Origin of the sequence: Pseudomonas sp. NPDC089758, assembly GCF_044748705.1 — a bacterium.
Taxonomy (GTDB): domain Bacteria; phylum Pseudomonadota; class Gammaproteobacteria; order Pseudomonadales; family Pseudomonadaceae; genus Aquipseudomonas; species Aquipseudomonas putida_X.
Window position 1 is genome coordinate 17,392 of the sequence record NZ_JBIVGN010000008.1, and the last position, 25,525, is coordinate 42,916.

Annotated in this window: 21 protein-coding genes and 2 pseudogenes; 6 read left to right on the plus strand and 17 right to left on the minus strand. The window is 55.7% G+C overall.

Annotated elements, in window-relative coordinates; all coding sequences use genetic code 11:
• Positions 1 to 18: 18 nt before the first annotated feature.
• From ACIPZH_RS12910 to ACIPZH_RS12930, 5 genes are all read right to left on the minus strand, one after another.
• Positions 19 to 423 carry a 5-carboxymethyl-2-hydroxymuconate isomerase gene (locus tag ACIPZH_RS12910; protein ID WP_400636369.1) on the minus strand — a complete coding sequence of 135 codons (405 nt, stop codon included), beginning with the start codon at positions 421 to 423 and terminating at the stop codon, positions 19 to 21.
• 62 nt (positions 424 to 485) lie between these two features.
• Positions 486 to 1,409, minus strand: a complete 924-nt coding sequence (gene hpaD / locus ACIPZH_RS12915; RefSeq protein WP_400636370.1) for a 3,4-dihydroxyphenylacetate 2,3-dioxygenase — start codon at positions 1,407 to 1,409, stop codon at positions 486 to 488.
• A gap of 90 nt (positions 1,410 to 1,499) precedes the next feature.
• A complete protein-coding gene (gene hpaE, locus ACIPZH_RS12920; protein WP_400636518.1) occupies positions 1,500 to 2,960 on the minus strand; it encodes a 5-carboxymethyl-2-hydroxymuconate semialdehyde dehydrogenase in 1,461 nt (486 codons plus the stop codon).
• A gap of 5 nt (positions 2,961 to 2,965) precedes the next feature.
• Positions 2,966 to 3,733: a fumarylacetoacetate hydrolase family protein gene (locus ACIPZH_RS12925; RefSeq protein ID WP_133971337.1), complete on the minus strand. Its 768-nt coding sequence runs from the start codon at positions 3,731 to 3,733 to the stop codon at positions 2,966 to 2,968.
• On the minus strand, positions 3,730 to 4,401 hold the full coding sequence (locus ACIPZH_RS12930) for a fumarylacetoacetate hydrolase family protein (protein ID WP_400636371.1): 672 nt from the start codon (positions 4,399 to 4,401) through the stop codon (positions 3,730 to 3,732). Before ACIPZH_RS12930 ends, ACIPZH_RS12925 begins: the two co-directional genes overlap by 4 nt.
• Positions 4,402 to 4,577: 176 nt before the next feature.
• On the opposite strand from ACIPZH_RS12930, the gene hpaA reads away from it, so the two are divergent.
• From hpaA to ACIPZH_RS12950, 4 genes are all read left to right on the plus strand, one after another.
• Positions 4,578 to 5,483 carry a 4-hydroxyphenylacetate catabolism regulatory protein HpaA gene (hpaA, locus tag ACIPZH_RS12935; protein WP_182366432.1) on the plus strand — a complete coding sequence of 302 codons (906 nt, stop codon included), beginning with the start codon at positions 4,578 to 4,580 and terminating at the stop codon, positions 5,481 to 5,483.
• 244 nt (positions 5,484 to 5,727) lie between these two features.
• Complete coding sequence (hpaR, locus tag ACIPZH_RS12940; protein ID WP_182366429.1) at positions 5,728 to 6,150, plus strand: homoprotocatechuate degradation operon regulator HpaR; 423 nt, start codon at positions 5,728 to 5,730, stop codon at positions 6,148 to 6,150.
• Positions 6,151 to 6,237: 87 nt separating this feature from the next.
• Entirely contained in the window at positions 6,238 to 7,434 is a 1,197-nt protein-coding gene (locus tag ACIPZH_RS12945; RefSeq protein ID WP_400636372.1) for a Bcr/CflA family multidrug efflux MFS transporter, read from the plus strand.
• Between the two features lie 66 nt (positions 7,435 to 7,500).
• A complete protein-coding gene (locus ACIPZH_RS12950; RefSeq protein WP_400636373.1) occupies positions 7,501 to 8,451 on the plus strand; it encodes a helix-turn-helix domain-containing protein in 951 nt (316 codons plus the stop codon).
• Positions 8,452 to 8,472: 21 nt separating this feature from the next.
• Here the strand turns inward: ACIPZH_RS12950 and ACIPZH_RS12955 are convergent, their stop codons facing one another.
• From ACIPZH_RS12955 to ACIPZH_RS13000, 10 genes and pseudogenes are all read right to left on the minus strand, one after another.
• On the minus strand, positions 8,473 to 9,564 hold the full coding sequence (locus ACIPZH_RS12955) for an MFS transporter (RefSeq protein WP_400636374.1): 1,092 nt from the start codon (positions 9,562 to 9,564) through the stop codon (positions 8,473 to 8,475).
• Positions 9,565 to 9,647: 83 nt separating this feature from the next.
• On the minus strand, positions 9,648 to 10,508 hold the full coding sequence (locus ACIPZH_RS12960) for a transporter (RefSeq protein WP_400636375.1): 861 nt from the start codon (positions 10,506 to 10,508) through the stop codon (positions 9,648 to 9,650).
• Positions 10,509 to 10,687: 179 nt separating this feature from the next.
• On the minus strand, positions 10,688 to 11,650 hold the full coding sequence (locus ACIPZH_RS12965; RefSeq protein WP_400636376.1) for a CobW family GTP-binding protein: 963 nt from the start codon (positions 11,648 to 11,650) through the stop codon (positions 10,688 to 10,690).
• Positions 11,651 to 11,658: 8 nt separating this feature from the next.
• Entirely contained in the window at positions 11,659 to 12,042 is a 384-nt protein-coding gene (locus ACIPZH_RS12970) for a hypothetical protein (RefSeq protein WP_400636377.1), read from the minus strand.
• Positions 12,039 to 13,628: pseudogene (locus tag ACIPZH_RS12975) on the minus strand (amidohydrolase). The gene ACIPZH_RS12970 and the pseudogene ACIPZH_RS12975 overlap by 4 nt, the downstream one beginning before the upstream one ends.
• A gap of 451 nt (positions 13,629 to 14,079) precedes the next feature.
• On the minus strand, positions 14,080 to 15,381 hold the full coding sequence (locus ACIPZH_RS12980; RefSeq protein ID WP_400636378.1) for an NAD(P)/FAD-dependent oxidoreductase: 1,302 nt from the start codon (positions 15,379 to 15,381) through the stop codon (positions 14,080 to 14,082).
• A gap of 256 nt (positions 15,382 to 15,637) precedes the next feature.
• Entirely contained in the window at positions 15,638 to 17,125 is a 1,488-nt protein-coding gene (locus ACIPZH_RS12985; RefSeq protein ID WP_400636379.1) for an aldehyde dehydrogenase family protein, read from the minus strand.
• Between the two features lie 150 nt (positions 17,126 to 17,275).
• Positions 17,276 to 18,031: a methyl-accepting chemotaxis protein gene (locus ACIPZH_RS12990; RefSeq protein ID WP_400636520.1), complete on the minus strand. Its 756-nt coding sequence runs from the start codon at positions 18,029 to 18,031 to the stop codon at positions 17,276 to 17,278.
• Positions 18,032 to 18,133: 102 nt separating this feature from the next.
• A pseudogene (locus ACIPZH_RS12995) lies at positions 18,134 to 19,414 on the minus strand (HAMP domain-containing protein); the annotation flags it as partial.
• Between the two features lie 104 nt (positions 19,415 to 19,518).
• A complete protein-coding gene (locus ACIPZH_RS13000; RefSeq protein WP_400636522.1) occupies positions 19,519 to 20,832 on the minus strand; it encodes a hypothetical protein in 1,314 nt (437 codons plus the stop codon).
• Positions 20,833 to 21,178: 346 nt separating this feature from the next.
• Here ACIPZH_RS13000 and ACIPZH_RS13005 point away from each other — a divergent pair, with 346 nt between their 5' ends.
• Complete coding sequence (locus ACIPZH_RS13005; protein ID WP_400636380.1) at positions 21,179 to 21,997, plus strand: MoaF C-terminal domain-containing protein; 819 nt, start codon at positions 21,179 to 21,181, stop codon at positions 21,995 to 21,997.
• A gap of 133 nt (positions 21,998 to 22,130) precedes the next feature.
• Positions 22,131 to 23,570, plus strand: coding sequence for an APC family permease (locus ACIPZH_RS13010; RefSeq protein WP_400636381.1), 1,440 nt, complete (start codon positions 22,131 to 22,133; stop codon positions 23,568 to 23,570).
• 246 nt (positions 23,571 to 23,816) lie between these two features.
• Here the strand turns inward: ACIPZH_RS13010 and feaR are convergent, their stop codons facing one another.
• Together feaR and ACIPZH_RS13020 are read right to left on the minus strand one after the other, a co-directional pair.
• The gene (gene feaR / locus ACIPZH_RS13015) at positions 23,817 to 24,797 is read right to left on the minus strand and encodes a transcriptional regulator FeaR (protein ID WP_400636382.1); all 981 of its coding nucleotides are present in this window, start codon (positions 24,795 to 24,797) and stop codon (positions 23,817 to 23,819) included.
• A 358-nt stretch (positions 24,798 to 25,155) separates the two neighbouring features.
• Entirely contained in the window at positions 25,156 to 25,521 is a 366-nt protein-coding gene (locus ACIPZH_RS13020) for a cupin domain-containing protein (RefSeq protein ID WP_182366306.1), read from the minus strand.
• Positions 25,522 to 25,525: the final 4 nt, after the last annotated feature.

Genomic DNA, 25,525 nt, shown 5'->3' on the forward strand with positions numbered 1-25,525 from the left:
CAGTGAGCGTTTTGGGGGCTAGCGGTTGAACAATGGGTGTAAGGTGCTGTGCTTGGCGTCGTAGACCTGGGCGGTGCTGTGGTCGATCTGCATGGTGATGCCGACCGGGCGTTGTTGCAGCACTGGATCGAGGCGGGCCTTGAGCACTGCCAGCAGGCTGTCGCCGACTGCCTTGTGTACCTCGGCGCTGCGGCCGGTGCCCATGCGTAGGTTGGCGTACAAAAAGCCGTACTCGCCCTTGCCATCGGCGACCGCGCAATGGGCGGCGGGGTAGGCGAGCACCCGGGTGCCGCCGGTTGGGAACACGGCTTTACCATCGGCGTCGCGTTGCTCCAGCATGGTGTTGGCCAGGGCGCGGCACAGACCTGGGATGTCGGCGTCGGTTTCCAGGTCGGGGGTGTAGAGCAGAACCAGGTGTGGCATGAGGGCATCCTCAGCGAGCGGCGCCCGGCCATTGCAAGAACGACCAGGCGCAAGCGGGTGGATTACAAGCGGCTGGTGGAAACTACAGAGGCCGGATTGGCGGACTGTGCCGCAGGAATCGCCGAGCCGTCCTGGGGGGTGACCGGGAAGATCGCATTGATCTGGCCAGTGCCCGAAGAACCGAAGTAGGGGGTCACTACCTCAGCCTTGCCGTCATACTTCGACCAGCCCAAGGCGCCAAGAAGCATCGCCGTGTCATGCATGAAGCCTTCGCCATGTCCTTTGGCGGCGTACTCAGGGAGCATCCCGCAGAAGTCTTCCCATTCGGCGTTTTCCCACATCTTCACCACGCGGTGATCGAGGGTTTCCAGGAACGGGCTCCATACCTTGGTGGCGAAGTCCGGCGCCTGGCCGTTCTGGGCGAAGCGGTGCGACAGGGAACCGCTGGCAAGGAACGCTACGGTGCCGTCGTAATGCTCTTCCACTGCCTTGCGCATGGCCCAACCGAGACGGGCGCTGTCGGCCAGGTAGTGCGAGGTGCACAGCGCCGAGACCGATATCACCTTGAAGTGCTGGTCCTGGTTCATGTAGCGCATGGGCACCAGGGTGCCGTATTCCGGGCCGAGCGTTGTCGCATGGTGAGCCATGGTCTCGACGTTGAGGCGATTGCATTCCTCGGCCAGGATCAGCCCCAGTTCCTTGTTGCCCGGAAACTCGTATTCCATGTTGCTGATGAAGTGCGGCAGCTCGTTGGAGGTGTATACCCCTTTGAAATGCTCTCCACACAGAACGTGGTAGTTGGCGTTGACCAGCCAGTGGGTATCGAACACGACGATGGTGTCGACGCCAAGCTCACGGCATCGGCGGCTGATTTCGTAGTGCCCATCGATGGCAGCCTGGCGAAAGCCTTGACGAGGGCCAGGCAGCTCAGACAGGTACATGGAGGGTACGTGGGTGATTTTGGCTGCAAGTGCCACTTTTCCCATGATGAGACTCCTTATTGTTGTGAGTCCCGCGGCACCGGGCTGATCCAGCGGTCGTCAGAACAGCAGACCGCCCGGTGCGTTGGGAAAAGGTCACACGCCCCAGCGCGGGATGTGGTGGCTGCCCATGGAAATGCAGACGTTCTTGATCTCGGCGAACACTTCGAAGCTGTACTGCCCACCTTCACGGCCGGTACCGGAGCCTTTCACGCCGCCGAATGGCTGACGCAGGTCACGCACGTTCTGGCTGTTGATGAACACCATGCCGGCTTCGATGCCACGCGCCAGGCGGTGGGCCTTGCCGATGTCCTGGGTCCAGATGTACGAGGCCAGGCCGTACTCGGTGTCGTTGGCCAGTTGCAGCGCTTCTGCTTCGTCCTTGAACGGGATCAGGCACACCACCGGGCCGAAGATTTCTTCCTGGGCAATGCGCATCTTGTTGTTCACGTCGGCGAACACGGTGGGCTGGATGAACTGCCCCTTGGCCAGGTGCGCAGGCAGGTTTGCTGGGCGCTCAAGGCCGCCAGCAACCAGCCGTGCGCCTTCTTCCATGCCGATCTTGATGTAGCCGGTGACCTTGTCGTAGTGCGCTTGAGTGATCATCGAGCCAACCTGGGTTTTCGGGTCGGTCGGGTCACCAACGATCAAGCGCTTGGCGCGGGCGGCGAACTCGGCGACGAACTGCGGGTACACGCTCTCCTGGATGAAGATACGACTGCCGGCGGTGCAGCGCTCGCCGTTCAGCGAGAAGATGGTGAACAGCGCCGCGTCCAGCGCGCGCTCAAAGTCGGCGTCTTCAAAGATCAAGACCGGCGACTTTCCGCCCAGCTCCATCGAGTACTTTTTCAGGCCGGCGGTTTGCATGATCTTGCGCCCGGTGGCGGTGCCGCCGGTGAACGAGATGGCCCGCACATCCGGGTGGCGCACCAGCGCGTCACCGGCAGTGGCGCCGTAACCCTGGATCACGTTGAGCACGCCGTTGGGGATGCCGGCTTCCACGGCCAGGCGGCCCAGCTCGTTTGCCGTCAGCGGCGACAGTTCGCTCATCTTCAACACCGCGGTGTTGCCCAGCGCCAGGCACGGCGCGGTCTTCCAAGTAGCGGTCATGAACGGCACGTTCCACGGCGACACCAGGCCACATACACCGACCGGCTGGTACATCGTGTAGTTGAGCATCTGGTCGTCGACCGGGTAGGTGTGGCCGTCCATGCGCGTGCACACTTCGGCGAAGAAGTCGAAGTTGTGCGAAGCACGCGGGATCAGCACGTTGCGGGTCTGGTGGATCGGCAAACCGGTGTCGAGGGTTTCCAGTTCGGCCAGCTTCGGCACGTTCTGGTCGATCAGCTCACCCAGCTTGCGCATCAGCCGCGCACGTTCCTTGGCCGGGGTATTGGCCCATTTCGGGAAGGCTTCTTTCGCCGCGGCCACGGCCTGGGCCACTTCTTCGGCACCGCCACTGGCCACTTCGCAGATGGCGTCGCCGGTGGCCGGGTTGTAGTTGACGAAGGTGTCTTTGCTTTCGACCTCACGGCCGTTGATCCAGTGCTTGATCATGCTGCTCATGCCTTGTTGTTCTTGAAGAAGTCAGCTTCGCTGACGATACGGTTGACCAGGCGACCGACGCCTTCGACTTCCACCACAACTTCATCGCCCGGTACCACATCGGCCAGGCCTTCCGGCGTGCCGGTGGCGATCATGTCGCCTGGTTGCAGGGTCATGAAGCTGGAGAAGTATTCGATCAGGTGCGGGATGTCGAAGATCATGTCCGCGGTGGTGCCTTCCTGCTTCAGCTCACCGTTGATCCAGGTGCGCAGCTTCAGGTTGCTGACATCCGGCACGTCGGCGGCATCGACGATCCACGGGCCGACCGGGGTGGTGGCGTCGCGGTTTTTCACCCGCAGGTTGGGGCGGTAGTAGTTTTCCAGGTAGTCGCGAATGGCGTAGTCGTTGCACACGGTGTAGCCGGCGACATAGTCCAGGGCGTCTTCGCGCTTGACGTTCTTTGCTGGCTTGCCGATGACCGCGACCAGTTCGCACTCGTAGTGCATGTATTCGACGTTGTCCGGGCGCCAAGTAACCTGGTTGTGGCCGGTGTAAGTGCCCGGCGACTTGATGAAAGCCAGGGGCTCGGTAGGTGGAGCGAAAGCCAGTTCCCGAGCGTGGTCGGCGTAGTTCAGGCCCAAGGCAAACATGCTGCCGTTGGCAGGTGGAAGCCACTCGACTTGTTCTGCGGCGATAAGTCGCCCGTCTTCCAGGCGAACGGCACTGTTGTCCTCGACGGTGACAGCATGAACGCTGCCCTCATAGCGAATGCGCGCGTGTTTCATGCTTGGCCCTCTGTGTCAGCCACGATGGTATTTGCCAACCGCCCAAGGCCGGTGATCTCGACCTCGACGAAGTCGCCAGGCTGCACATCCACACGGCCCTCGGGGGTACCTGTGATCAGTACGTCACCGGCGTGCAGCGTCATGAATTCGCTCAGCTCGGCAATCAGTTGGGGAATGCTGCGCACAAAGTTGGCCGAGGTGTTTTCCTGCACGACGTTGCCATTGACGTAGAGCTTCAAGGTCAACTGATGAGGGTCTTTCACCGCATCGGCGGGGACCAGCTCAGGCCCTATCGCGCAGAACCCGTCGCGGCACTTCGCCTTGACTGCCGGGCGGTAGTAGCTGTCTTCCGGCAGGCTGTATTCGTTGACGATGGTGTAACCGGCTACATGGGCTAGTGCCTCGGCGGCGCTCACCCGGGTGGCGTCTTTGCCGATCACCACGCCCAGCGCAGGGCCGGGTTGCAGGCGCTCGCCGGCCGGCTGGATGACGTCGGCGCCATGGGCGTTACGGGTGTTTGGGGTCTTGATGAACAGCACCGGCTTGACCGGCGCCTGCTTGTACGGCGGCTGTTCGAATTCAGTGAGACGTTGCTTCAGCAGACCGTTGTAGTTCAGCGCAACGCCAAACAGGGTGCCGTTCGCAGCGTCATGCAAGGCATGGCTCATGCTTCTCTCCTGGCAGTGGTAGGGCGGAAAAGCCTTACCCGTAATTCGTTAATGTGTTAACGTTATATTTACTATGTTAACGATCGTCAAGCGCTTATGCGTAGCGCTGCTTGTCTGGTCGGTGCAACATAGGCAAAGCGGTCAGCTGAGACGGCGACAAGAATGAGTACGAACTGATGAGCGATCGGCAACCCATCCCGAACATCAACATTGGACAGGTGTACGACCAGCGCTATAGCGACAGCGAGGTCCATTACGATCGACTGGGCAACCTTGCCGGCTTTTTCGGTAGGAACATGCCGGTTCACCGGCATGATCGATTTTTCCAGGTCCATTACGTGAAAACGGGCACCGTGCGCGTGTACCTCGATGATCAGCAATACATCGAGTCCGGCCCGATGTTCTTCCTGACGCCACCGACGGTCGCGCATTCCTTCGTCACCGAGGCAGATAGCGATGGGCATGTGCTGACCGTGCGACAGCAGTTGGTCTGGCAATTGATCGAGGCGGACGGAAGCCTGGTGTCCTCGGGGCTTCAGGTTGCACCTGCGTGCGTGGCATTGTCCGACCTTGCGCCGATGTACCAGGCCGAGGCCAGGCGCGTTGAACTGTTGTTCGAAGAACTGAGTTCCGAGATAGCCGAACAGCGAGCCGGGCGCAGTGCAGCCCTGGAAAACCTGACCCGGTTGATCATGATCAGCCTCCTGAGGTTGTGCTCCAACTCCGCTAAAGCGACCCCCGCGCGAAGGGAAGATCTGAAAATCTTTCACCGGTTCAACGAGCTGATCGAGGCTCATTACCGGGAGCACTGGCCGTTGTCGCGCTACGCGGCGGGTATCGGCGTCACGGAACCGAGGCTCAACGATGTCTGCCGCCGGATTGCCGACCTTCCTTCCAAGCGGCTGATACAGGAACGGCTCATGCAGGAAGCCAAGCGACTGCTGCTTTTCAGCGGTAGCTCGGCAAACGAAGTCTGCTATCAGCTGGGTTTCAAGGATCCGGCCTATTTCAGTCGTTTCTTCCAGCGCTATGCCAGCTTGACGCCTGGGGACTACCGACAGCGGCACGCGGGATTGAACTGATCTGGACACGGTTGGAGTGCTCCGGTCATCTTGATTGTTGTAACCAGATGGTCGCAGCTACGTCTCCCACGGAAAATGAGGTTTTCGTGGGAGAAATTGTACTTTTCATGGGTTATGCCCGAATCAGGTCGGTGACCTGGCCAGAATGATTTCCAGGGGCACGGGTTTCCCATCGATGACTTTCGCGACACCTATACGGGCATGCTGATGAGCTGCCGTTTCGCTTACTTAACGTGGTTTGATCATGGCTAAACCTAGACCTTCTCTTACTTTGACTCTACTGCAAGCCAGGGAGGCTGCGATGGCATTTTTCAGGCCGTCGCTCAATGAGCACGACCTCACAGAGCAGCAATGGCGGGTCATTCGGATTCTCAGCCAGCAGGGCGAGTTGGAGAGCCACCAACTGGCGCACCAGGCATGCATTCTGAAACCGAGCATGAGCGGTGTGCTCAGCCGGTTGGAGCGTGATGGCATCGTTCTGCGTCAGAAATCCCAACAGGATCAGCGCAGGGTATTCGTGAGCCTCACTGAACGCGGGCAGGCGCTCTTTACCGCCATGAGCGGTGACATGGAAAGAAACTACCAGAAGATCCATGCGCAGTTCGGCCAAGAGAAAATGGACCAGCTGATCTCTCTACTTGACGACTTGAAGAGAATAGAGCCATAGGAGCACAGCGCTTGCAGAGACAGAGTGCGCGGCATAACGTTAAGATGTTATCGTTTTGGCGACCTTTGAAATCTCTGTGGAGCGCACATGCTGGACAACCCGCGACGCCTGATCATTTTGCTGGCTGCCCTGGTGGCGTTTGCACCGTTATCGATAGATACCTATCTGCCCAGTTTGCCCTCCATCGCGGAGGATTTGAATGCCAGCGCTGCGAGCGTACAGATGACCATTGGCGTCTTCCTGGCGGGTCTATGCATTGGCATGCTCTTCTACGGCCCGCTTTCGGACCGTTACGGGCGCAAGCCACTGCTGCTGGGGGGGATGGCGCTGTATCTGGTGGCTTCGCTGGGATGCATGCTGGCGACTTCGGTGGAGCAACTTATCGCTTGGCGTTTCCTCCAGGCGCTCGGTGGCGCCGCAGCATCGGTGCTGGCGCGTACCATCGTCAGGGATCTTTTCACTCTGGGCGAAGCCGCAAAAACCTTGTCCTTGATGCATCTGGTCACCATGCTTGCCACGCTCGTGGCTCCGCTGGTGGGCAGTTTCCTGATGCTTATCGATGGCTGGCGGGTGATTTTTGCCGGGCTATTCGTTTTCGCGACCACTTGCCTGCTCGCTTCTATATTCAGCATCCGTGAGACGCATCATCCCGACAATCGCAGCCAGTCGGTCGCCGCTGCGCTGCTGGGTTACTGGCGCATCGCGACCGACCCGACGGCAGTCGCCTACATTCTGTGCATGGGGCTTTCGTTTGGTGGAATGTTCGCCTTCATCACGGCGTCTCCCTACGTTTACATCGGATACTTCGGCGTCTCGCCCCATGGCTACGGCTGGTTGTTCGCACTGAACATTGGCGGCGTGATCATCATGACAGTGGCTAATGCCCGCTTGGTGAGCCGGCTCGGCGCCCTGCCGATGCTGGGGATCGGGGCGACATTCGCAGCCTTCTCCGCAGTGGGTTTGATCGTGCTTAGCAGCAGCGAAACGATGACGCTCTGGGGTATTGTTGGTTTCGTGATCCTGTACGTCAGTGTCACGGGGCTAATGGGCGCGAACTGTGTTGCGAGCTTGCTCAAACGCTTTCCGGAGAACGCGGGAGCCGCCGCGGGACTGGCGGTCTCGACCCAGTTTGCACTGGGCGCCGTGTTCAGTGCCTGGGTTGGAAGCCTCGCCCATGACTCACCACGACCGATGTGTATCGTGATTGCTGCCGCAGGTATAGGCTCTGCGCTTAGCTACCTGATGATCAGGTTGCGATCCACCCGTGCACTGGCTCAGGCATGATAAGACACCAACGAACACGAGCATCGTGAGGCGCTGCCGAATGGCCGCTTGGCTCAGGAGGGGAGTATGGAAAGGCTGACATTGGAATCATGCTTTGCCGAGAAAGAGCTGCCTGCCATTCACTCGACGATGCAAGGTTTGCTTTGGAAAGTAGAGCTACATACGCTCGATGGGAATCGTAGCTTCAAGGGGCAGTTCAGTACTCAATCCATAGGGGCCTTGAAACTGACTCGCTCTGAAGTCTCGCCCCATCTGATCCGCCATCAGGCTGACCATACCGGTACAGCACCCTATGCGGTGACGGTTAAGTCATCAGGCAAGGCAAGTCTCAATGTAAATAGCCAAGCGGTCGAGTTGAAAGATGGTGAGATTTTTTTTCTGGATACCGCATTCGAATATGACTTTTTCTGTCAGAAGTCTGCGACCTTCACATCGTTGATAATCCCCCGGTCAAAATTTGATCGGCGATTTCCCTGTGCAAAGATGCTGTCGGGTAAAGCGCTGCCTGACTCCGGGAGCAGCCGAATCATTCATGAGTTGATGGAGTCGATTTTTTCTAATGGCCCATCTTCTCAAGAACTGGACAGTGATTTCCTGGCAGAAATGCTGTTGGCTACCTGTCAGACCGCGTTTACGTCATATTTGTCTAACGGTAATAGACAAGCTTCTGTCTCTAACTCAATGCTTCTGGCGTCAGCCGTCCGAGAAATCGATAGCCGGCTTCGAGATCCCGAGCTAACGCCCGAGCAAATCGCCATGGTATTGGGTGTGAGTTGCCGCCATTTGTATACCGTCATGAAGCAAATCGATACCTCGCCCGCGAAGTACATCAGGGAGCGAAGATTGGACCTGAGCAGGAAAATGTTGCGGGAGCCAGCATTCAGGCATTTCACCATCAGTGAAGTGGCGTATCACTGCGGTTTCAACAGTAGTACGCACTTCTCCCGAGAGTTTCGTCAGCGATTTGGCATGCCCGCAAAGGCGTGGCGCCAAGGTGGGGCCTTGGCGCTTTACTGAGGTGAGTTTCGCTTCAAAGTGTCATGACGCTCGGCTCAAAAGTACCAGGGCCAGTGAGGCTGAACACAGAGCGGCTGAGCCCAGGAGGGTGAGGGTATAGCTGCCCTGTGCCTGGATCAGTTGCCCGGCCAGGGCGGGCCCCAGTGCCAAACCGCCGCCCACCACCAGATTGGTGACATTCATCAAGCGGCCGGATGGGTCGAGGTCCGCAATACACGCCATCACCAAAGGAAGAACGAAAGTCCAAGTGAACTTGAACGCCAATGCCGCGAAGGCGAAGCGCAGCAGGTCAGGTTTATCGACGAGTAACAGTACCGAGGTGATCAGTGCGACATAGCCCATTACAGTCATAGGCATCCTCGATGGGCGGCTGCCGGTAAGCGAGGCGGCACCGGCACCGGCAACCCCCATGAGCGTAGCTACCGCGAGGATGGTACTGCTGCTTTGAATCGAAATATCACTGGCGGCAGCGATGCTTCCAATGAATGTCCATACGCCGCTTATGCTCAAATCAAACACGAAGACTGCAAGCAATACGAGTATGACGCTCCCCTTATGTGCCAGTGAATGGGTTGTTGCCGTTCCACCCGATAAGGATCTGGGGAATGCTTTTGTCAGCGTCAACGTGGCGGCCATCAGGGCTGCCATCAGCATATATCCAACAGCAAGGCCAAATCGCTCGAACAGCCCCGGTAAGAGCTGGATGCCTATGGCGCCCATGAGCAGTTGCCCGAGAACCCAAAGCTCATAGGCTTTAGTAGGGTTGGGAAGGGTCGCGGCGGTACTCATGCAAATGATCATGAGTGACCCGCCACCTAGGGCCGTGAAGAAGCGTAGAGGCAGTAAATAGCCGTAGCTGGGAACAGTGGCGGATAGCAGGTTGCCAGTCAAAAATATCAAGCTTGAAACCACCGCGGCGGTGCGAAGATTCACGCGCTTGATCCAGAAGAGTGCAGGCAGGGTGGCAAGGCTCATCGCACCTAGTTCCGCCATGAAGAGGCTGCCGATCTGAGCAGGATTCAATGCCAACTGTTTAGAAAATTGAGCAGTGAAGGCCGGCGCGGTCATCATGACAAGCGGAAGGAAGGAAGCCAGTACGATAATTGCTGTCAAGCGAAGCGTTGCAGAAGAGGACACCTCTGTATCTGCATGCTGTCCGGTTGTGCTATTTATAGTCATTATGGTATTCGCTCAGATCAGTATACATGGACAAAACGAAGCAAGGCTTGCGCGCCCTGGAATGCATTGCTTGAATACAAGTCTTTTGTTAATGCGAGCATGAGCTGGTTTTTTTGATCGAGCTTGTGTCCAAGTTCAAGACCGAATTGGGTATAATCCTGCTCGGTATCAGAAAGGGTCGCGCCATCAAACCTAGTCTCTCCACCATGCCCCTGAATGAAACGAAGTGCGCCATAGGTGTTGTCGGTAAATGCATAAGACAGAAAAGTCTGGAGCCGAAACACTGGCTTTTGCTCCAACGATTCGCCGTAGTAATCGTCGTTTTTACCAAATAGCAGAGCTTCTATATCAGCTTCGACGACCCAGCGTTCGCCCAACCCTTGAGTGTAGTTGTAAAGAAGATCAAGCACCCACCTGTTTCCACCAGGAGAAACATCAGGACTTTGCGAGTGATATTCACCAATCGGAACCGTCAGCAGCGTCATGAAGCCGCTGTAGGTCTGCGTGCTGGGGTTGTTGATCAAAAATAGTGTGCCGCCAATTTGAGGGTCGCCCACGCCGCTACTATCCCCGCTCCCCATTTGACCCGGTGATCGGCTGTCAATATCGACATAGGGAATGACGAATTGCGGTGTACAGATAACGCCGCAGAGATCGGTATACAAAACCTGGCGGAAAGCGAAGGCTGAAACAGTAGCTTTTGCATTTTTATAGGTGTCACTGTCACCGCGATAGCGGGTCGAGTGGGAGTAGGACAGGTAGTAGGCGCTTAACACTGTGCCATCAGGTGCCGTTATGAAATCTCGTGCGTTCATGTCGGCTGCAAGCGTATTGAGAGATGCAAACATTGCAATAAAGCAAGTGATGAGGGTGCGCATTGTCATAGCCTTTGCTTGTAATTGATTTAGGCTTGTACGCAAATCTGCGTAATGAGTTGGGTGGTGCTTGAATTGGCAGTATCCTGCGATAAGAAAACGATCGCAGTTGGTATGTCGATATTCTTAATGAGTTGGCAAAGCTCTAGTGTGTGGCGTGTACGATAGAAGGGTATGGGTATCTAAACGAGCAATCGCTGGCGTAAGTGCTCGGCAATGACGTTTGCATCGGCTCCAAGGCTGATCAAGGTCAGGCTCGTATGGGTATCATCTTTAATCGCAAGGGCTTCCGGCTGCATAAAAATCCCGCGCACACCATGTATTACAACTGGAGTACTCACTCCCTTGATATTGACAACGCCCTTCACTCGCAATAGGTTTTGTCGGTAGGTTTCGCTCAGTTCATCCAGTGCGCTTGCCAAAAATTCCCAAGGTAGGGCATCTGCAATCGGGATGTTAGCCGCACTATATTCCAGAAGATGATCCACTGGTGGTTGGCTAATTTGGCGCTTGGCGTGTGTACGATTGGGACCTTGAAAATAGTCAGCTGCTGACTTGATACCCTTGCTGTCGGTTCCTTTGATCTTGACGCGAGGATTTATCTTCAGTACGCACTTGGTGAGAAGCACGGATTTTTCAGCGCTAACTTTGTCTTGTTTGCTCAGAATTACAGTATCGGAATAGATCACCTGATCAACCGCAAGCTCAGTGGACGTCAGGGTTTCCAGGCCGAATTCGCAGTCAATGATTCCAATGACCTGCGAGAGTCGGAATCGACCTCTCAACCACTGATCTTGAGCCAGTTGAAGGATGACGGACGCAGGGCTTGCAAGGCCGGATGTTTCGATCACAATCTTGTCAATCGGCGGCCTGGTTCCTTCGGGCCATTTGAGGTACAAGTCTCTCAGTGTATAACCGAGGTCATTTTTCATCTCGCAGCACAAACACCCCCCTGATAGCAGTATGGGATCATCAGCACCGGAGGCTTGGAGCAGTTGTTGATCGAGGCCCACTTCGCCAATTTCATTGACGATGAACAGTGTTTTTTTAAGTTCGCCTGCTTCGATCAAGGTGCGTAGAAAGGTTGTTTTCCCTGCGCCTAGAAATCCGGTGACCACGACAATAGGAATGGGTGAATTCATCATGGTAAACCTCATGCCTCCAGTGGATAGCACATGACGGCTTCGCACAGCCACTGCTCGCCGGCCCACGTCCAGAAGAACAGTGCTCTGAATGTCCAAGGTTGAGCATTGCTGTCCATGGGGGTGACATGCCAGTTTCGGCAGTCCCACCCCGTATTCTCCCCGAACGCGCTTGGGCCTTGGCTATGGGACACCGTCTGCGCGGTGACGACTTCGCAGAACATCTCCCTGAGTTGCTCGTGACCCCGGCGTTCCGGAAGCCCGGCGCCGCTCCAGAACGCATCGATCGTGAAAAAGTCAGCAAGTAGTTCATCGACCTGGCCGGAATTGAAGTGCGTGCAATGCCGGTCGTATTTCTCAATGACCCGTTGGGGAACAAAATTTGTAGTTTTCATCGAGAGCCTGCGTCGGCCGAATAAACGGTTTTGCCTTTGAACACGGTCTGCAATACCTGGGTATCGCCAACTTCACTTTTTTCAATTTCGAAGAGGTTGCGATCAAGCACGATGAAGGCAGCGGACTTTCCTGCCTCAAGCGAGCCAAATTCATCTTGTCTACCAACCGCTTGTGCACCTGCCATAGTCATCATGAACAATGCGGTTTCCAGATCCACACTTTCAGTATCACGGAGTAACATGCCTTGGAGGGCAGGGAATAGATTAGGATTCTCAGTAATGATCCAATCCGATCCCACTGTGACGTGTGCACCCAACCTGTGCATCGTATTGAACTTGAAGCCGGTGCTCAGAGATTCAAATTCAGGTGAAGTATTGTGCCAGAGCGCTGGTGACATCTCGGCGACCACGCGAAGCCCTGCCAATCGATCTCTGTCTTCCACGTGAATGAAGCCGGCATGCGCTATTTCGTGAAGCGGCCCTCGATTCCCGTTGTGCTCCCGCATGCGTTCAACGGCATTGAGCGCGATGCGAGCAGCCCCCTCTCCAGCGCAATGCATCTTCAACGTCAGGCCATCTCGGTCAAGTCTGATCAGGGCAGCAGTAAGATCATCTTCGCTGATGACGATTTTGGAGAGATCGACTTTATTTTCGTTGTCTATTCGAGACTCAGTGAAATGAGGGGGAAGCGGCGCTCCATCCAGCCAGCACTTCACAAAGCGAGTGTCGACATGCGGCGCCAGATGTTCCCTGTGCCTCGATATAAGGTCATCCTGTTACTCAAGCGAGGCGCCACCCGAGAAGGTGACTTCTTGCCACACCAAGTGGGCGGCAACATGCAGGTTGAGTTCATCGATTGTGTCCAGTGCCTTCAGTGCTTTTAGCTCAGGCAGTGACGCAGACGCTTCCTGAACGGAAGTGATGCCGTATCGATGGGCCATGCTCACTGACCAGCGAAGTGCATCCTCGTAGATATCCGATGAGTACTCGGGAATAGCGGCACTTACGGCCCATCGCGCTCGCTCGACGAGTTCGCCAGTGAGTTCACTGCTTCCTTCGCGTCTGACGAATTGGCCGCCATGAGGATCCGTAACGTCGCTACTCAAACCCGCGATTTCTAGCGCCTTGGAGTTCACCAATGCATTGTGGATGGTGTAATCGGATATGAAAACCGGCCGGTCGGGGAAGTGCTCATCCAGCAGTTTCCGGTCAAGGTGGCCTTTCTCTATTGCAAACGGATTGTATTCGCCAGCAATGACCCAGCTGCTAAGCGTCCCGCTTTTGCATTTTCGGCAGTCGCAGATGTCTTCGATAAGTTGCTTGCTGTTGGCGTTTGGTCGGATGCGGCACTCAAATCCAAATTTCAACCCGCTAAGCAGCAAATGGATGTGAGCGTCATGAATCCCAGGCATTACCATTTTTTGCTTGAGATCAATTGCAGGGTGATCCTGAATTATCTCTTGCAGGTCTGCCGCGTACCCTACAGCTGCAAGCTGACCCTCTTCGACGACCAGAGTGTCTGCCCATGGATGGGAAGGGCTGCCGGTATAGATCTTGCCATTCGTATAGATTATTTTTTTTGACATGAAAGGACCTTATTTCGCGCCTGTTGTTATAAAGCGCTCTTTGAGAAAGCGCCCATGCCTTACGCGATGTGGCCTACCGATTAGGCGCCATCCGGCCTATAAATGTCTTATCCATGCTCGCTGAATATGTTATCCATCGCTGCGGGGTGTTTTCAGCGCCCAGGCGCGGGGGCGCGATGCTCCGGTATTTCAGCGTTAGGTTAGGTTGGGTGAGAATCAATGGCGGGATTCCAGGATGATGTGAGCTATCCACGTTCACAGGGGTAGCGATCGATCTGGATCAGGTGCTTCTATTGAGCGGGCTGAAGCGACCTCCGTTTCAATGACGGGGCACGCGAGGCATGGCGGGCGCGAGTCAACCGTGTTTGTCGAATCAAGTCAATAGCGCCAGGCCGCCGGCGTAGTGCCTGCGGCGGCATGTGGGATAAAAGCTAAGAGATAATCGCGATACTCAACGGCGCCCGTTGGTGTAGCCAGCCATTTGGTGGCTGATCTTACCCAAGGTACAAATCACGTTCCGCCAGTTTTCTTTGCCCACTACCTTGGCGGGCTTTATGGAACTCATGACGTCCCAGTGACGAGACCCTCCTAACATTCCCTGCGCAACGACCTGGCTCACCACATGGCTTGGGGTGACACCGAAGCCCGAGTAGCCCTGGACAAAAAACGCATTAGGATGGCCGGGGAGTGTGCCGATCTGAGGGAAGAGGTTGGCGGTACATTCCATCGGTCCGCCCCATGCAAGGTCGATCTTCACATCCTTCAGATAAGGGAACACCTTCAACATCAGGCCGCGGTTCCAAGCCTTCAGGTCATTTGGAATGTATTCAAGGACCTTGGTCGCCGACCCGAAGAGAACGCGGTTTTCATTAGTGACGCGGTAGTAGTCAATCACAGGGCGGATATCGCTGAAAGCGCCGCGTATTGGACTGATTTGCTCAATGAGGCTGGTTGGGAGTGGTTCTGTCACCAGCTGATAAGCGTAAGTGTTGACGATACGCTTATCCAAGTAGGGCTCCATGCGATCGAGGAATGCGCCGCAGGACCACAGAATCTTCTGGGCCCGGACTACACCTTTTGCAGTCCGCACCGTGATGGTGTCACCGTAGGTGACTTCCAGAGCAGGGGTGTTCTCAAAAATGCGGCCACCCAAGCTGATCAGCGCCTTTGCAGCACCCAGCAGCATGTTCAGGGAGTGAATGTGACCATTGCCCATGTGCTTCAGGGCGCATGTGTAGTAGTCCGATCCGATAATCGATTTGACTGCGCTGCCTTCCAGGTACTCGATGTCCTGATTGGGGCTAAGCTGTTTGAACTCCTTTTCCCACGATTGCAGGAGCTTCCCCTGGCGCTTGTTGAAGCCCATGTAGCCGTAGCCGTGACGGAAGTCAGCATCAATGTCGTACTTGGCTATCCGTTCCCGAATAATCGAGGCTCCGAGGTCGCTTATCTCGAAAACGGCTTGCAAGCCTTCATCACCTACGCTTTTCCGAATTTTCTCCAGATCATGTCCAATACCTGCCATAACGTGGCCACCATTACGCCCTGAGCCACCGAAGCCGAGGTATCGAGACTCCAGCAGTACAATGTCTTTTACGCCTCGTTCCGCCAGCTCAAGCGCCGTGTTCACTCCGGAGAATCCGCCGCCAATCACGACAACCTCCGTGTCGATCATCTGGTCCAGGTCGGGAAACTTCAGGTCGTACTTTCGCGTCGCGGTGTAGTAGGTGGTGGGCGTTTCGACAGATAGCATTTCGGATACCTCTTGCCGATAAACTCGTCCAGAGGCAGCTTGTTGGACGCATCGGCGCATCTTTTGTTGGAGTGATGGGACCACGCCGACGCGTGGGCCATTTTCCCCATATTTAACGCCTGGTCAGCGCCAGACAACATGACTCCAGATGCAAGCTGTTGTCTGAGAGTGCCAAAAACTGAAATGTTCGTGTTGACCCTTACCTAGAAAGCGAAAACCCGGCTTACGCCGGGTTTCCGAGAGCGCCTGTTCAGCGTCAGTAGCGGATCATTACCGACTTCAATTCGGTATAGTCATCGATGAAGGCAGCGCCAAATTCACGGCCGATACCAGACGCTTTCGCTCCTCCAAATGGAACGGCCGGGTCAAGCATGGTGTGCATGTTCACCCACACGGTGCCTGCCTCAATTTCAGGCACCAACCGCAGGGCTTTGGAGAGGTCGTTTGTCCAGATGCTCGCGCTCAGGCCGTATGGCGTGTCGTTCATCAGGTGAAGCAGTTCTTCCTCGGTGTCGTAAGGAAGGAAGGTGGCGATTGGCCCAAACGTCTCTTCGGTCAGCAGTGTATCTTGAGCTGAGTTTGCGAGGATGATGGTTGGCTCTACGTAGCAGCCGGGGCCATGAATTGCATTGCCACCATGGACGATGCGGTTGCCTTCATCTCGGGCAGTGTTGAAGAACGCCTCCAACTTTTGTTGGTGTTGCTTGTTGGTGACTGGACCAAACTGGGTCGATTCATCCAGAGGCGAGCCAATCTTCAGCGTCGCCAGGCGCTGCGCCAATTTTTCCATCAGTGGTTCAATCTGAGAGCGGTGCGCATAGAAGCGCTCGGCAGCCGCACAGATCTGGCCCGAATGGAGAAAGCCCGCTTCGATGATCCCATCTGCGGCTTTGTCGAGATCAACATCACGCAGGAAGCCTACGGCGTTTTTCCCTCCAAGTTCCAAAGTGGCTCGGGTCAGCTTGGCTTCCATGGCGCTCTTGCCAACCGCGATACCCGTCGGCACCGAACCAGTGAACGAAACCTTGTTGGTGCCGGGATGGTCAATGAGCGTTTTTCCAGTCATGCCGCTGCCCGTTACCACGTTCAGAGCGCCGGCTGGCAGGCCCGCTTGAGTCGCAAGTTCTGCAATACGAAGAATCGTAAGCGGCGTGAACTCACTGGGTTTGATAATGATGCTGCATCCGGTGGTCAGCGCGGACGCCAACTTCCAGATGGCGATCATGGTCGAGAAATTCCACGGCACGATACCGACTACAACGCCAACCGGTTCACGCAACGTGAATGCGGTGTACCGCTCCCCAGCGAAGGAGGGCAAGGAAGGCGTGATCGTTTCACCGCTGATCTTGGTCGCCCAGCCAGCATAGTAGCGAAGGAAGTGAGCAGCCTGGTCAACTTCGAATGCACGAGAAATCTGGATGATCTTGCCCGATTGAATGGTCTCAAGCTGAGCCAGCTCCTCGCGGTTCTGTTCGAGCAGATCCGCAAGCTTGAACAATACAGCCGCCCTAGCTGCCGGGCTCGTCCTGGACCAGGTCTTGAAGCCTGCCTGAGCGCTGACTACCGCCTGATCGACATCACTCTGGGCACCTTCGCTCACCTGAGCGATAGCTTCGCCATTTGCAGGGTTTATGACTTTTATCTTGGCAGTGGACGAGCTGGGCGCGTAACAGCCATTGATGTAGTGGCCATGGTCTCGGGCAAGAAAGGCGCTAACGCTTGGGAGGAGGGTGACATCGCTCATTTCGGGCAGGCTCCAGCAATGAGGCAGAACGGCTATGCCGTGCAGCAGGAAGATTAATTCGTGACGGTACTCTGGGCGGTCTCAGCTTTCTTGGCTAAGGCTGTCATCAGCATGACTGACGGTGCCAATCCGGAGGTCGCGCAGCTGTCTTCAGACCTTGAATTGATCCATGAGCTGTTTTTGATGGTTCGCCAAAGCGTTGAGCTGGCTGCTGATATGCGCTGACTCATTGGCTTGTCCGGTAAGCGACTCAGTCACGGAACGAATTGCGAAGACGTTACGGTTGACTTCCTCGGCGACGGCGCTTTGTTGTTCAGCGGCGCTGGCGATCTGCAAGGTCATGTCACCGATCAGCGTGATGGACGCCCCTACTTTTGCCAGCGCTTGTGCCCCCCGTTGAATTTGAGACGCGTTGGTCTGCGCCAGTATCTGGCTGGAGTGCATGGATAATACAACGCCCCGCGTAGCGTTCTGGATGTGCTCGATCACCCCACGAATCTCTTCAACAGAGTCTTGGGTTCTCCTGGCCAGGTTTCGTACTTCGTCCGCTACGACCGCAAAACCTCTTCCGCTCTCGCCAGCGCGTGCGGCTTCGATGGCGGCATTCAACGCCAGGAGATTGGTTTGCTCAGCGATGCTGCGGATGACTTCCAGGACTGAGCCAATTTCGTCGCTGCTCGATGCGAGCGCCTCCACTTCGTCAACGGCTCTGCTGACCTCAGCCGCCAGCGCCTCAATGTCGAGAGTACTGCGATCAATAATCGCTATCCCATCCTTTGTCGCCGTATCGGCTGCAATTGCAGCCTGGGCTGCATTCGAGGCACTGTTCGCAACATCGTGGGCGGTAGCACTCATTTCATTGGCTGCGGTGGCAACCTGATCCACCTCCCGAAACTGCACCTGCATACCCGTGCTGGTTTGACGGGCAATTTCGGCCGACAGATCAGCGGTATTTCGTGCATCACTGATACTTTGTTTGATGTCGCTGATTGTAGGCTGGAGTTTCTCCAGGAACCGATTGAACCATCCAGCCAGGTTACCCAGCTCATCCGCCTTTGTGTACGACAGCCGTTGGGTCAGGTCACCGTCGCCGCTGGCAATATCCTTGAGCATGGCAGCCACGGTGTTGATTGGACGTGTCACGCCAGTTGCGGCGATCCAGATGAGTAACAGGCCTACTGCCGCGGTGAGGATCGCAACCAGAACTGTTTTTGAGACGCCGTCCACCTGTACCTGATCGAGGAGGCTTTGAAGGTTGTTGGAGTCAGCCAGAAGCACTTGCTCCGGTAGCTGGATGCTAACCGCCCAGTTCTGCCCATCCGGGATTGGCTTTATGGGATGTACCGCACTGATTGCGCCATGTTCATTGATGATTGATGGAGCCTGCTGCTTCATGCTTTCCAGGACATAACGCCCATCGGCACCCAGCACATCTTCCAACTGCTCGCCCACTTTGTTCGGGTCAGGGCTGAATCCAGCTATCACTCCGCTCGCGGAGGTGATGACAATGCGGCCAGCTCCATCAAAGATTTTACTCTGCTCTTGGCTGATCAAGGCCTGGAGGGCATCCAGCGCAATGTCTACGCCGATTACTCCCAACAGTTTCCCGTCAGAGATCACCGGCATCGACAGGCTCGTCATCAGCTGTCGCTTACCTGCGATGGTGTCTGAATACGGCTCCATCAAGCAGGGCGTCTTGGCCTTCAGCGGGCAGGTGTACCAGCTGTTGTAAGGTACTCCGCTGAGTGTGCGCTCTGTCTTGGTAAGATCTCCCTCGGTCATGATCAGGTGAACTGCCTGGCCGCTACCTCGGTTGAAAACCCTGGCAAATCTGCCAGCTTCGTTGGATGCACGAGCCGCATCTCCAATGAAGTTGCTGTCTTGACCATCCAGAGCGTCAGGTTCATAGGTGAGCCAGAGTCCCACGAGGCCTGGATTGTGCTCGAAAGCCGTTTTGAGCTGCCTGTCCAGCTCTTCGCGAAGAACCCCCGCACCGAGATCACGATTTTTGACCATGATCCGCAGGTCATTGGCTTGATCAACGAGAGACTGCATCAGCTGTAGGCTTGAGTGAAAACTCTTTTGCAGTACCAGAGCCTGTTCAGCTGCCTTGGCTTGCAGTTGCGCCTGAGCACTGATGGTGAGCATCTTGCGGCTTTCGCTGCCGGTCAGGCGATTGCTGGTGCTGTTCTGGTAAAGGTTCATGCCCGTCGTGAGGCTTATCATGGCCAACAGACACAGGCCAGAAACAAGCACAATCTTCAGGCGGATGGACATCGAGTAATGCATGGGCGCTTTCTCGCGAATGGCAGCCCCGGCAGGAGGTGGCCTGAAATCGTCGAGATCAGGCGGGGCTGGATAGAGCGCGCCATGGCCAGGCGCGCTTATATGACTTAGAAATTGGTTACGAACAGCAGCTGAGCGTAGACGTTGGTCCGGTCGCTACCGAGTTGGCTACCGCCGTTTTCGGCGCTGTTATCCGGCTTGTAGAAGCCTACGAGCGGCAGCACCAACAAGTGCTCATTGACCGTCCACTCTCCGTAGATATCCAATTCTTTGCCTGACAGGTCGAGCGTGTCTTTCTTGATAGTGTCAAACTTGTAGAGGAGGGCACCTGCATTGAATGACGGGCTCAACGCCAGCTTCAGGCCAACCTGTTGAATGGTCGCGTTGGTATTGAAGGGGCCTGCGTAGTTGGCGGCAACTTCTCCTTGGAACCAGGTGCCCAGCTCGCGGCCGTTTCCGTAAAAAAGTGGATCGTAGGCTTCGGAAAATCGGCTGTAACGGTAGTTCACCTTGGGTGTGAAGCGAGCATCATTGAAGGTCCAGCCAGCTTCAAGGTACCAAGCATTTTCGTCCGTCGTGCTTTTGCCCTCCTTGGCATATTCACCGGCCAGGAACAGACCCGGTACTCCAGCGTCACCTTTGGCGCGCACACTGTAAATCTTCATGTCCTTTCGTTCAGGGTACAGGATCTCGGCGAACTCTTTATCAGTGTCCACGACCTTCACCGCAGTCAGGCCAACCGTGCCTTTTTCTGTAACGTTCTCCAACGTTGCAACCACGGTTTCGGGTGATGCCTGAGCCCGGTTATCCGATTTGAGCCACATCAGGTCACCGCGAAGACCTTGAGCACCCCCCAGGCGCAGTACGGCAGTCTGGTCGAAATTCTTACGTCCAGTAAGGTAATAGGCACCCCCGCGGTTGAGGTGGCCATCCAAAAGTCCCTTACCAAAATCAAGGGCATCGCCCGAGATAATGAAGCCGTCTCCGACCACAATGTTTTGTCGGCCAAAGGAGATTTCCATGCCATCCTCACCCAAGGTGGGCATCAGATTTCCTGACTTCCAACCTGCGTAGGCGTCCTCGATCTTGGTTGTGCGTTCGTCGCCGATAGACCAGCCTGCTGCGTCACCGTCTCCGAACGTGGCACTGGAAACCCAGTTGAGCGCAGCATACGTACGCCCGTAGTCTTCGCTGCTGTGCTTGATATCCAAGCCGTATTGGAAAACTGCTTCCTGCCACGTTGCCGAACCCTTCGTTTGATTCGGCGTTTGCGCATATTTTTCACGGCTACTGAAAATACCGAAAGAGGCTGCAAGCTTGGCGTCAATCGTTGTGGCGCTATCGCTGTACAGCGGAAGACTGTGCGCCGTCGATGAAATAACGGATAGAGCCGGCACAGCGCAAGCGAGTGCAATACGCATTACTAATGGGTTGTGGAGTTTATATTTCATCAACGCTACCTCTGCTGCATTATTAGAATTCTTGGAGAGCGAGTCACAATTCCTCGTGTGCTGGTGAAAGGCTATCGCCGTAAACCGGCCGCCATCTTGATTGTCCGAGCCAAACGCTGGCTCCACAGTGCCAACATCGTCCTGCCCAGTAATCGCTCAAGGCAGGTGAAGAAGCGCGGACCTGGGCAGCCGCCGAATGGTGGTGAGATTGACACCCTGAGCCAACGCTTGGAGCTGATAGCCAAGATTCGGGGGTCAATGGATTCTTATGATGGAGGCGTCTCGGCACAGCCGAAATCTCGACGAGGAATCACCCGTGACCTACCAGATTGAAGAAGAGATGAAGGCCCAGGCTTACATTCCAGCTGCGGATTGGCCGACGCTGGGTGAAATGGCTGAGGGCTTCGATGGGCACAAATATTCCAGCACCGATTGTTTGTCGGGAAAGACGCTGAACATCCGCTTCGAGAACGGTTGGCTGATCGAGCACCGCTTCGAAAGCGCGACTTCCCTGAGCTGGAAAATTCTGGAAGGCGAAGGCACCGGCTTGAGCGCCACTGAAACCTACGAAGCGATCGAGGTTCGCCCGGGCATCCTGTTTGTTGAATTCCTCAAACCAGCTCACCAAGAGTCTGCGACCCTCATCTGGAAGCTGGAGACTGGGGACATCCTCGCTGCCGTGTCGTCTTTCCATGAGCAAAATGGAGAGAAGCGCACACAGACGGGTTTCGCCGCGGCTGTTGTGGAAGGCATGCCGGGCGGGTCGCCGATCAAGAAATCGTCCAGCCTGTCGGGTAAGCGCGTCCTCTATCGCTACAGCGCAGACGACTGGTACGAACACGTTTACTTCAATGCTGAAACCATGGCTTGGAGCTGCGTCAATGGTGCAGAAAAAGGCATCGCCGACGTCGAGAAATGCGCTTACTACGACGTGGCGGACGATCTCTATGTCCTGTTCTGGACCGAAACTGTCATGCCCGTCGAGTCGGTTGTCGTGGTCGACCTCAAACAGATGCGATCGATTGGACGTTTCTTCTGTTGGGATCCGAAGCCGTCAGCGTTGCTGCACCTTACCTTTGGATCAAAAGCGACCCTGCTCAACGAAACAGCTTACCCGACATCCTTCGATGCCTAAGCACTGACACCTTGCGATGCCAAGTCCAGGCAGCCAGTGTTCTCCATCCTGCGTGGTTACCACGTGAAAAGAGGGCACGGCCTCCTGGCACCTTAAACAACAATTACAAAACTGGATTTACGAGGGCCTAATCATGGAGCAGACATCTACTCCTACAGGGACGCTGCGCAAAAATGCATTAGGGATGTGGAACATTGTCTTTTTTGTTCTTGCTACAAATGGACCTTTGACGGGTTTGATTGGTGTAGTGCCTACCGCTGTTTTGATGGGGAATGGTATCGGCTTACCTGGCGTGTTCTTGCTCGTAGGCGCTGTGTATTTGCTCTTCGCAGTCGGATTTGTAGCGATGGGCCGGAACATTCGCAATGCCGGCGCGTTTTATGCGTATGTCGCAACCGGTCTTGGTCGACCCATGGGAGCCGCGTCCGCATTCCTCGCAATCGTTGCCTATGCAGGCATGCAGATCGCTTGCTATGGGCTGATAGGATTCTTCACATCCGAAGCATTTCACCGCCTAGGCATCAATCTGGAATGGTGGATTGCAAGCATCGGGTACGCCATTCTGGTCCAGCTGTTCGGCACCCGAAACGTCGAGTTCAACGGCCGTTTTCTGGCCATTCTGATGCTCGCGGAACTGGTCGTCATTCTAATATTCGACATTGCAGTCGTTGGACATGGTGGTGGCCCGGAAGGCTTCAGCATGGTCTCGTTTGAACCGGCCGACGTGTTCGCGCCCGGCCTGGGGGCAGCGTTGGTGTTCGTTGGTGGCGCATTCATGGGCTTTGAGACGACGGCTATTTATGCTGAGGAGGCTCGGGATCCAGCCAGGACGCTTCCGCGAGCAACCTTCACCGCTTTGCTGCTGATCATGTTCTTCTATGCGGTATCGTCTTGGCTGATGCTGGTCGCAATCGGTCCATCTGTGGCGATTGATACCATCACACAAGATCCAGGTGGGATTTGGTTCCAGCTTTCCGCGAAAGTGGTGGGTGTGGCACTGTCTGACGCCATCAACATTCTGCTGATCACCAGTTTGTTCGCGGTCCTTCTGAGCTTCCACAACTCGCTCTCTCGGTACCTTTTCTCCATGGGGCGCGAGCGTATTCTGCCAAGCGTGTTGGCCATCACCCATAGCAAGCATCAAACACCGTTCGTTGCCAGCACCCTTCAGACCGTTCTCTGCCTGACTCTGCTGGTTATCTTCGGTGCCGTTGGCGCCGATCCAATCACCCAGGTTCTTCCTTTGGGTAGCGCTCCAGCAACCATCGGTATTCTTGCCGTGCAGTGTTTGGCCTCGGTCGCGGTCATTCGCTTCTTCCGCAGAAATCCGGTAGGCGTCAGCGCCTGGCAGCGCCTGATAGCCCCAGCTATCAGCGCGTGCGCGCTAGCGTATGGGGTGGTGTTGATCGTCAACAACATGTCTCTGCTGACGGGCGGCGAATCAGTGTTCAACACACTTATTCCGCTCGGCATGCTCGCAGTGGCTGCCGCCGGCATGTGCCTGGCGGGTTGGCACAAATGGCGCAATCCTCAGATCTACGCAAACCTTGGGCGAGTGCTCAACGAGGTGTAGTTCGATACAGTTCATATCTTCTGAGGACACTCACCTTTGGTACCTCAGCTTGGCCGACATTCGAAAGCATGTCGGTCTTTTTTTATCTTCAGGTCTGTTTTTGGAAGAGGGGGTAATGAGGGCGCAAGCTGGCTAAGAGATTGGCTGAGCTGCCAATATTGGGAGGCGGTATGCAGCGGCGATGAGCGCTGAAGCAGCAGCTGAGGGCGAGCAGGTTTTAAGGCCTGCTCAGTTGAAGCGTTGTCTTCAGTTCAAGGACTCTGCGAAAGGGTTGGATTTACTTCTATAACCCCTTGGCGATACGCCAAACCGGGATTTGAATGCCCGTGAAAAATGGCTTACGTCGTTAAATCCCCAGGCAAACGCCACGGCAGAAATTTTCTGAATATCGTCCTCGGTCTCAAACTCCGCGGCGCACTTGTCTAGCCGTCTATCGAGAATGTAACGGCCGATCGAAAGGCCGTGCTGCGCAAAAATGCGGTGCAGCGTTCGCTTTGATGTGCCCAGCTCATGAGCAATTTTTTCGGGTGTGAGTTCGAAGTTGGAAAGCTGCGCTTCGATGCATCGCTGCGCCTTTTCAAAATACGATTTTTGCACCTTCTCCTGGTAGGTAGACGGCCGGCTTTCGGTGGTTGTGAACGTAGGTCGTATCAGGCTGACCAGCGCTTCCATCATCGCCTCGATATCTTCCCCTGGGCCCGTGTCGCTGAAGAGTTGATGAGAGATGAAACCGGCTACTGCACCTACCCGAGAGGTAGAGCAAATTTTCTGATTCAGTATCAATCTCGTCTTTTGGAGGTCGTTCTCAAGCTTGTGACGCGGGATGATGAGCGATATCTGCTCTGACATATCTGAGAAATAGAAATCACTGGCGCGCGCACTGTCTAGCAGCACCAGGTCGCCAGGCGTCAGGATGCTCTGTGTGCCGCAATGATCCATCACCGCATTGCCGCTGACCTGATGTACGAGATAGAAAAAGTCGCGACCGTCACGCTTGATGTCATTCACACCGCGGTGAATGTGGGGGCAGTTGGTGCCGATTTTCGCACCGGCATAGCCTGGCGCAGCCATGTGGGCAGGTAGAATCAACCCTTCAAAACTCTCAATGCCACGACTGCGAGGCGGTTCGGGATGGAACGCGCCACATTGCTCAGCGAGCGTGGTTTCCCAGATTTGATAACCGGTGGACCCGGTCAAGCGATCATTGAGAGACGCGTGATGATTCATGATGCACCTTTATTGTGATCAGACTGCCTCAAGGGGCATCTGTTGGTGTGCAATTGTCAGGCCGCAAGGGCCCTGTACGCTAAGGCACTGATTGGGCGTGCAATTCGAGGTAGACCCACAATTTTCGATCAATGGCCGTCGCAAGCTTGTGGCCAGGGGTTACCTGTTGCACGCATCCCTCGGGGTGCTTTGGTAACATGTTAACCATTGGGATGGAACTTAGTCCAGCCTTTGCCCAATCCCAAGTCGGTGGTGGATCATACTTTCATGTCGGGGGCGTGAAGCATTAGGAGAAAGGGCGTTACGTCAGCTCGGAGACGTGACGTTGCCGGCTTGGCCGGCAACGCGGGGAGGGGGGTTAGGCCACAGCGAGGTAGTGCTTAACAAAGGTGTCGGTCAGAACCTCCCAAAGGACTGGCGTACCCTTGGTGACGAACCAGGTGTCCCCCGCTTCGAAGCGGGAAACCTGGCCGGTGGACTCATTGGTCAGCTGAACGGCGCCGGTGACCACTACGGCTTGTTCGTTGAAGGGGTAGGTCATTCGGAACTTGCCCCGGGTGATTCCAAAGTAAGCGCTGCTGACGGGGTCGGTTGGCGCCCCGAACGTCATTTTGCCGTATGCCTTTACCTCGCCCTCAAGGATTACCGATCCGAGATCGGCAACTGTTCCCCATGGCTCAAGCTCAGATAGGTCTACGTTTTTGCGAACTACGGTTAGGGTCATGGCT

What these genes read in the sequence shown, in the direction of transcription:
- ACIPZH_RS12910 (WP_400636369.1), bottom strand. Translation starts at nt 423, where the DNA reads ATGCCACACCTGGTTCTGCTCTACACCCCCGACCTGGAAACCGACGCC.
- hpaD (WP_400636370.1), bottom strand. Translation starts at nt 1,409, where the DNA reads ATGGGAAAAGTGGCACTTGCAGCCAAAATCACCCACGTACCCTCCATG.
- hpaE (WP_400636518.1), bottom strand. Translation starts at nt 2,960, where the DNA reads ATGATCAAGCACTGGATCAACGGCCGTGAGGTCGAAAGCAAAGACACC.
- ACIPZH_RS12925 (WP_133971337.1), bottom strand. Translation starts at nt 3,733, where the DNA reads ATGAAACACGCGCGCATTCGCTATGAGGGCAGCGTTCATGCTGTCACC.
- ACIPZH_RS12930 (WP_400636371.1), bottom strand. Translation starts at nt 4,401, where the DNA reads ATGAGCCATGCCTTGCATGACGCTGCGAACGGCACCCTGTTTGGCGTT.
- hpaA (WP_182366432.1), top strand. Translation starts at nt 4,578, where the DNA reads ATGAGCGATCGGCAACCCATCCCGAACATCAACATTGGACAGGTGTAC.
- hpaR (WP_182366429.1), top strand. Translation starts at nt 5,728, where the DNA reads ATGGCTAAACCTAGACCTTCTCTTACTTTGACTCTACTGCAAGCCAGG.
- ACIPZH_RS12945 (WP_400636372.1), top strand. Translation starts at nt 6,238, where the DNA reads ATGCTGGACAACCCGCGACGCCTGATCATTTTGCTGGCTGCCCTGGTG.
- ACIPZH_RS12950 (WP_400636373.1), top strand. Translation starts at nt 7,501, where the DNA reads ATGGAAAGGCTGACATTGGAATCATGCTTTGCCGAGAAAGAGCTGCCT.
- ACIPZH_RS12960 (WP_400636375.1), bottom strand. Translation starts at nt 10,508, where the DNA reads ATGCGCACCCTCATCACTTGCTTTATTGCAATGTTTGCATCTCTCAAT.
- ACIPZH_RS12965 (WP_400636376.1), bottom strand. Translation starts at nt 11,650, where the DNA reads ATGATGAATTCACCCATTCCTATTGTCGTGGTCACCGGATTTCTAGGC.
- ACIPZH_RS12970 (WP_400636377.1), bottom strand. Translation starts at nt 12,042, where the DNA reads ATGAAAACTACAAATTTTGTTCCCCAACGGGTCATTGAGAAATACGAC.
- ACIPZH_RS12980 (WP_400636378.1), bottom strand. Translation starts at nt 15,381, where the DNA reads ATGCTATCTGTCGAAACGCCCACCACCTACTACACCGCGACGCGAAAG.
- ACIPZH_RS12985 (WP_400636379.1), bottom strand. Translation starts at nt 17,125, where the DNA reads ATGAGCGATGTCACCCTCCTCCCAAGCGTTAGCGCCTTTCTTGCCCGA.
- ACIPZH_RS12990 (WP_400636520.1), bottom strand. Translation starts at nt 18,031, where the DNA reads ATGCAGGTGCAGTTTCGGGAGGTGGATCAGGTTGCCACCGCAGCCAAT.
- ACIPZH_RS13000 (WP_400636522.1), bottom strand. Translation starts at nt 20,832, where the DNA reads ATGCGTATTGCACTCGCTTGCGCTGTGCCGGCTCTATCCGTTATTTCA.
- ACIPZH_RS13010 (WP_400636381.1), top strand. Translation starts at nt 22,131, where the DNA reads ATGGAGCAGACATCTACTCCTACAGGGACGCTGCGCAAAAATGCATTA.
- feaR (WP_400636382.1), bottom strand. Translation starts at nt 24,797, where the DNA reads ATGAATCATCACGCGTCTCTCAATGATCGCTTGACCGGGTCCACCGGT.
- ACIPZH_RS13020 (WP_182366306.1), bottom strand. Translation starts at nt 25,521, where the DNA reads ATGACCCTAACCGTAGTTCGCAAAAACGTAGACCTATCTGAGCTTGAG.